The 4,622-nt window shown below is 55.8% G+C and carries 4 protein-coding genes; all 4 read left to right on the top strand.

The features are described 5' to 3' along the window. On the top strand, window positions 1-500 hold a 500-nt coding region (locus K7B09_RS12630), incomplete at its 5' end, for a hypothetical protein (RefSeq protein WP_223629821.1). 355 nt (window positions 501-855) lie between these two features. Then, on the top strand, window positions 856-1,266 hold the full coding sequence (locus tag K7B09_RS12635) for a hypothetical protein (protein WP_223629822.1): 411 nt from the start codon (window positions 856-858) through the stop codon (window positions 1,264-1,266). A 1,353-nt stretch (window positions 1,267-2,619) separates the two neighbouring features. Beyond that, window positions 2,620-2,913 carry a hypothetical protein gene (locus tag K7B09_RS12640; protein ID WP_223629823.1) on the top strand — a complete coding sequence of 98 codons (294 nt, stop codon included), beginning with the start codon at window positions 2,620-2,622 and terminating at the stop codon, window positions 2,911-2,913. 1,151 nt (window positions 2,914-4,064) lie between these two features. Then, window positions 4,065-4,454, top strand: a complete 390-nt coding sequence (locus tag K7B09_RS12645) for a hypothetical protein (RefSeq protein ID WP_223629824.1) — start codon at window positions 4,065-4,067, stop codon at window positions 4,452-4,454. Window positions 4,455-4,622 lie beyond the last annotated feature (168 nt).

Consider the following 4,622-nt stretch of genomic DNA (forward strand, 5'->3'; position numbering starts at 1 on the left):
ACAACCTAACAGTTCGTTCAAGCCGACGCCGCTTCATGGCATCGTGTTATCTTTCGGCGTCCGGCTGCTGTCGCTTCGGTTGCACCTCGTTGCGGCGCGGCTTAACTCAGGTGTTAGGTGCCATGAGATACGGCGTCGGCTCTCTTGCATTCTTCCTTGTGGCGCTCGCCGGCTTGGCCCTGAACGGCGCCGGCCACGGATGGGTCGCAGGGAGCTTCGGCTGTTTCGCTCTGGCGCCGGTGGCCTTCCTGGCCGCAGCCAACGCCCTAAGGCACAAGCCGTCTCATCGCGGCGCAGTGGCCATCCTCATCGCGGGCTTGGCCGTCTGTTCCGCTGTTGCAGTTGCCACGCAGATCGAGGGCAACGAACATCTCGTCCAGTTCATGCGCGTCAACGGGCCGCTAGGCCTCGTGGTAGCTGGTGTTGTCTACCTTGGCTGGCTCGTGGTCGCGTCGCTAGGCGTTTTTCGTGCTCGGCAGGTGCTGCGGCATGGCACCTAACAATTCGTCCAAGCCGACGCCGCTTCGCGGCGCGGCTTAACTCAGGTGTTAGGTTTAGCGCGGAATTTTTTGGGGATATGCGGGCTTTGCATTGAATTGCGCCTGATAGGTTTACTGTTAGGTTCAAGTGTGCCCTTGCGTACTTGGCCCACAGCGCGCAGGGGACCTGCGCACCGTGGTGGCGGTAGCATTCCGTAGCTTGCTTCGCGTGTGCAGTGGGTCGTCGGGCGCCTACAACCTAACAGTTCGTTCAAGCCGACGCCGCTTCATGGCATCGTGTTATCTTTCGGCGTCCGGCTGCTGTCGCTTCGGTTGCACCTCGTTGCGGCGCGGCTTAACTCAGGTGTTAGGGCTCATGAGACAGTCTGTCGGCGCCTTGTCTACAACGAGCGCCTTCGTTGCAGCAGTGCTGGTGGCGCTGCTTGCTGTTCCTGCGGCCCATTGCATCGGGCTTGGCGTCGGCCTAAGCACTCGGGGCACTTGCGCGGGAACACTTGCCGGCTACTTTGCCTTCGGCTCCATCATTGCATTCCCTTCGGCGCTTCTCTTCGGTGTGCCGCTTTACTTGGGCTTTCGCAAGCTGGACTGGCTCGCTTGGTGGCAGGTCGCACTGGGTGCGGCGCTCGCGGGGGCGCTCGGTGCCGTGGCACTCCATGCACTGGATCGCACAACCTACCTGTTCGGCTTGCTGGGTTTATGCAGCGGCCTCGGGACACTTGCGGGCCTCGCCTTTTGGTACTTTAGGTTGCGTCGGCATGAGCCCTAACAATTCGTCCAAGCCGACGCCGCTTCGCGGCGCGGCTTAACTCAGGTGTTAGGTGCGTATGGGTGGCGAAGTCCTCGGAGGCCTGATCCTTCTCCCCATCTGGCTTATCGGCTTGGCACTTAGTGTCGGCCTTCCCCTTGCCGCACTTTTCGACATGTGCCGCAAATACACCCTTCCAATCTTCCTTCTGTCATCCTTTACAAGCTGGCTATCCGCTGGCGGCTTCAAACATGATCAGTACGGAAATTCTACATTTCCGCCAATGTTCTTTGTGTTTTTTTCGCTTTGGTCGCTTGTGTTCTTAACTGGCTTATGGGTGTACTACAAGCTACGGCGTGTACGCACCTAACAATTCGTTCAAGCCGACCCAGCTTCGCGGCGGCAATGTGCTAAGGTTGGGTCGTTTCTATTTGCCGCCGCTACGCCGGTCGGCTTAACTCAGGCGTTAGGTTTAGCGCGGAATTTTTTGGGGATGTGCGGGCTTTGCATTGAATTTCGCTTGATAGGTTTACTGTTTGGTTCAAGTGTGCCCTTGCGTACTTGGCCCACAGCGCGCAGGGGACCTGCGCACCGTGGTGGCGGTAGCATTCCGTAGATTGCTTCGCGTGTGCAGTGGGTCGTCGGGCGCCTACAACCTAACAGTTCGTTCAAGCCGACGCCGCTTCATGGCATCGTGTTATCTTTCGGCATCCGGCTGCCGTCGCTTCGGTTGCACCTCGTTGCGGCGCGGCTTAACTCAGGTGTTAGGTGCCATGAGAACACTCTCACTGCTAGTTCTAATTTTTCTCTCGCTTTCGGCATACGGGTCGAGACCCATCATGAAAGATGAGTCTTTGGCCTGTATAAGCGGCGGAATGCCTAGTAAGGCGGGAGAGATGCATAGTGTTTTATTTAGCAATGGGTATGAAATTGATGTTCTACGTCCTGATTCGCTAGCGTCCGCCGTTGTTCTCAAGTCATCGGAACAACATAGCGCAATATTCAAGGTGGGCGGCACGACCACTCAGACAATCAGTTTCAGTTTCAAAGACTTTCCTGATAGCGATGTCTGCTTTCGTTTTGACAACTCAAAAGGAACTTGGGCAGTTAGCAGAACTCCAAAAAACGTCTGTCAGAGCTGCTCGCTCAAGAGCGATGGCACCTAACAATTCGTTCAAGCCGAGACCGCTTCGTGGCCGCGTCAATGTGTGGCGCATTGTCACATTGCCGCGGCCACAAATCGGTCCGGCTTAACTCAGGTGTTAGGCCGCTATGGATAGACGACAGGAGTTCCTAGCTGAGTTTCTTGGAGCGCTCGGTGCTCGTGAGATTCGGCATCTACAGGTCACACCCACGTACATTTCTGGAACTGTCGTGTACGATCCAAGCGATCCGAATGAGCAGCAAGATTTTCGCTGGTCTGTTACGCCAAACGACGCGCCATCATCCTCCGTTATCCGCTTGGCTCAGATAATCCGCATGGATGGGCTGCTCAGCATTGATAAATTGCAGATATCGCGCCAAGATCTGCTGTCCCGTTTTAATACTGGCCAGGAACTTGCTTGCACGTCAGAGCAATTCTCTGCCGTGCTCGACGAGTTGTTGCAAATCTCAGTTCCCATGCTTGATGACGGAGTAGAGAGTGACTACTACTTTATCCACGAGTAGCGGCCTAACAATTCGTTCAAGCCGAAACTGCTTCGCTCCGGCAACGGCGTGGCAGAGAAAGCTTGCCACGCCGTTCCCTGCGCTACGCAGTTCGGCTTAACTCAGGCGTTAGGTTTAGCGCGGAATTTTTTGGAGATGTGCGGGCTTTGCATTGAATTGCGCTTGATAGGTTTACTGTTTGGTTCAAGTGTGCCCTTGCGTACTTGGCCCACAGCGCGGACCTGCGCACCGTGGTGGCGGTAGCATTCCGTAGCTTGCTTCGCATGCGCAGTGGGTCGTGGGGCGCCTACAACCTAACAGTTCGTTCAAGCCGACGCCGCTTCATGGCATCGTGTTATCTTTCGGCGTCCTGCTGCTGTCGCTTCGGTTGCACCTCGTTGCGGCGCGGCTTAACTCAGGTGTTAGGTTTAGCGCGGAATTTTTTGGGGATGTGCGGGCTTTGCATTGAATTTCGCTTGATAGGTTTACTGTTAGGTTCAAGTGTGCCCTTGCGTACTTGGCCCACAGCGCGCAGGGGACCTGCGCACCGTGGTGGCGGTAGCATTCCGTAGCTTGCTTCGCATGCGCAGTGGGTCGTCGGGCGCCTACAACCTAACAGTTCGTTCAAGCCGACGCCGCTTCATGGCATCGTGTTATTTTTCGGCGTCCGGCTGCTGTCGCTTCGGTTGCACCTCGTTGCGGCGCGGCTTAACTCAGGTGTTAGGGCCCATGAGGAAGATCGTCGCAATCTTGGCTCCCATTCTGGTTCTGGTAGCTGCGATTGCATTTGGCTACCTACACTACGTGGAAAGGCCAACTGGCGATCTCTTCTACACTCCAGCCCCTGGCATCTGCCCGACCTACAGTCACAGCTTCACCACCAGCTACACCTTGGTCTTAGTGACTGGCTCTGCTTTATTGCTTGCTGCCAGCATCCTCTTGTGGCTCATGAGCCACTTCGTTAGCAGTCAGAATCTGCGCTCCTCTTTGCGCCGCGGTATTCGACCAGCACTACTCGGATCACTTTTTCTGGCAGCATCATGGCTAGCGCACCCCGCTTTTGAGCTTGCGCTTCCTTTACAGGACTCACCATGCATCACGCGTGGGCCCTAACAATTCATTCAAGCCGACGCCGCTTCGCGGCGCGGCTTAACTCAGGTGTTAGGGCTCATATGAGAGTTCTGTTGCTACTTGCCATAAGCGTCGCCATCTCTGGCTGCAGGACTGCCGGTGATCCGCGCTTGGCACCGGAATGGCAAAACAACATGCATGAGGTTGGAGAAAATTTCCCATCCATGCAAAAAGCAATCGAGCTACTAGGCCCCGCTGACAGCACTAGAACAATCACTACCAATGGCGGTGAATACGCGCCCCTGCAACCACTTTACTGCGCCCGACTTCCTGCGGGAATTGAGCTTACTGTGCTGACCTACAATGACAGCATGATGATTCACTACTTGTACTTCAAAGATGGCCAAATGCAATGCCGGGCATTTCAGTTTCCATCCGAGCTGAGCCCTAACAATTCATTCAAGCCGACGCCGCTTCGCGGCGCGGCTTAATTCAGGTGTTAGGTTTAGCGCGGAATTTTTTGGGGATATGCGGGCTTTGCATTGAATTGCGCTTGATAGGTTTACTGTTTGGTTCAAGTGTGCCCTTGCGTACTTGGCCCACAGCGCGCAGGGGACCTGCGCACCGTGGTGGCGGTAGCATTCCGTAGCTTGCTTCGC

The organism is Thermomonas beijingensis (genome assembly GCF_020034655.1).
Lineage (GTDB): Bacteria > Pseudomonadota > Gammaproteobacteria > Xanthomonadales > Xanthomonadaceae > Thermomonas > Thermomonas beijingensis.